This is a genomic window from Zooshikella sp. RANM57 (assembly GCF_050749885.1).
Lineage (GTDB): Bacteria > Pseudomonadota > Gammaproteobacteria > Pseudomonadales > Zooshikellaceae > Zooshikella.
In genome coordinates, this window is record NZ_JBOIUB010000043.1 from 1 (window position 1) to 2333 (window position 2333).

At 32.7% G+C, this 2333-nt stretch carries 1 protein-coding gene and 1 pseudogene; one reads left to right on the forward strand and one right to left on the reverse strand.

Annotated elements, in window-relative coordinates:
• The first annotated feature begins 361 nt into the window (after positions 1-361).
• Positions 362-1843, forward strand: coding sequence for a hypothetical protein (locus ACQ96U_RS27035; protein ID WP_431724391.1), 1482 nt, complete (start codon positions 362-364; stop codon positions 1841-1843).
• 41 nt (positions 1844-1884) lie between these two features.
• Here ACQ96U_RS27035 and ACQ96U_RS27040 read toward each other — a convergent pair.
• A pseudogene (locus ACQ96U_RS27040) lies at positions 1885-2142 on the reverse strand (transposase); the annotation flags it as partial.
• Between the last annotated feature and the right edge of the window lie 191 nt (positions 2143-2333).

A 2333-nucleotide genomic window follows, 5' to 3' on the forward strand; every position in this document is an offset into this window, starting at 1 on the left:
TATCCACAGTATTGTTTACATTTATATTATTCAAATATGCTAACATACATGATCTATATTGTAGACATTTTTGAACAAATCATGATTTTCTATATTGCGAACCATTAAATTTATGATTTAAAAACACTTGTTAAACACAAGTTATTATTTCTTAATTTAACTACCTACACCATGTTTAGGATATTTATTTTTAATAATCAAAATACCGACCACTAATTAAATTAGTATCAACATATGTTTCCAATACAAGATTTATAAGCGTGGTTTTCATATATTATAATTGATAAAATATAAAACCATATATCATTTACTACAATAAGTAACTGAATATAGCAATTACTATACTACCAAAGGGTAAAATATGTTTAAGTATAATTATTTTATATTTTTATTAGTTAACGTTTTTTTAACTATTTTCGTAGACCAGAGTATCGCTTCTACTTTATCCAAGTCAGAATGTGAGCCTCTATCTGTAGATAATAAAGCAACTATTGATGTGAGCGGTATAGGAGCAACTGATTACGGACATCAATTATATAATAATAGTAGAATGAAAAAACCACTGACTATCCGTTACACCGCTTATGTTAATGACAATTCTGACTGCACTATCCGTTTTACAGCGCAACAGTTGAAAGAAAATTTCAAGCTTGTTCGTCACCGAGAAAACATGACTACAGAAGAAATACCCAATAATATTCTTACTGAAATCGATGGTTATAAAATAACTAATAAACCTTATGAAGAAGATAGCTTTATTAGTGGCTATCAATTGCCATTTCTTGGAAAGAATAATAGTGTCCATAACTTTGACGAAAGTAATACTCTATTTTTATCGGTAGAAGAAAATATTTCAGGGACTCTTAATTTATGTGTATTTCCTGAGGGTCCATTGGTAGAGGACTCTCCATTTTTAAAATACAATGACTGCACTAATAGACCTATATCACAGGAATCACAACTTGAGATAATATCGCCTAATTACAAGAAGAGTGACATATTTGTAGACACTGCTCCTGAATCACTTCAGTGTGATAGCCAAACATCATGTAAAGAATTTTATACCAACTATGATGATAGCCACACGGTTAATGCTAACGATGTACCAGATACAGTAAAACGTACTTCTTTTAGTTTTAGTTTTGATGGTATCGCATCTCCTCCTGCAACGAAACTTCGATTGTTTGCACATTCTGACTGGAAATTTAATGATATTCTTGATATGAATGATCGTTTTTTTGAGCCTGGCGTTAAACTTGCGACATTATGCCTAGAAAAGGATTATGAGAATGATAACTACTACTGTAATCCAGATAGCTGGCATTATTATTCAATGTCGGTTCTTGCTTTGTACAACGGTAAATCTGTAACAGACTCTAATACTGAAATAAACATCGTTCAGGAGTATAATTTAAACGATAGTGATTCTGCAGGTACATTTAAATTTGTACTTGATGATAATGAATCAGTACCAGATAATAGTTCATCTTACGTCCCAAATAATGGGTTTTCTTTAGTACTTTTTTCTATAATGGGCTACCAAAATAGGCTTGTTGAATCAATAGATGTTTTTGATAGCTTTCGCAACTATACGATTGACTGTGTTGAATGTTCTGCGGTTGTTAGCCGTTTAGTACAAGATAATTATGGTAACCTTGAGTTGCTTTCACTAAAAGTTGGTTCTACTGGCGAGGGTGAAAATCAAAAAATCGATCTATTGAGCTATGACATCACATCATGTGATAATTATGAATTTAAGATTGATGAACAAGAAAGCTATCCATATTGTGACTTTCTAACTGATTTATTTTCTGACAATTGGTGGAAAGTCGTTGTTCCATAAAATTGAAGACCCTGTAAATATTTCTGTGTACCCACCCAGTTTTAAATATAGGGTCTAAGTCGATCTTCAAACTCAATCATAAATCGATTGAGCGCCGCTTTCCAATTTCGAATCGGCATTGTCCACTTTTTTGATGCATCCTGAATCGCTAAGAAAATAACTTTTCTTGCCGCATCATCCGTTGGAAACAATTTACGCTTTTTAATCGCTTTTCGAATGACACTGTTGAGTGACTCAATCGCATTCGTCGTATAAATCGCTCTTCGAATGTCATCAGGGTAGTTGAACAGAGTCCTTAGAACGTGTCTTAAAAATCAAAAAATACACAGATACCTAAGTAAAAGGTTAATCATTAACCGTAAAGCAGTTTCAAGAAGATAGGAATGGGCTCTTCTTCTGTTTACCATTAGTTTCGCCAAAAACAAACAGGGAACAAAAAAAGAGCCACAATGTATTATCCAACGGATCTGACTGATAAACAATGGGCAGT

What these genes read in the sequence shown, in the direction of transcription:
- ACQ96U_RS27035 (WP_431724391.1), top strand. Translation starts at nt 362, where the DNA reads ATGTTTAAGTATAATTATTTTATATTTTTATTAGTTAACGTTTTTTTA.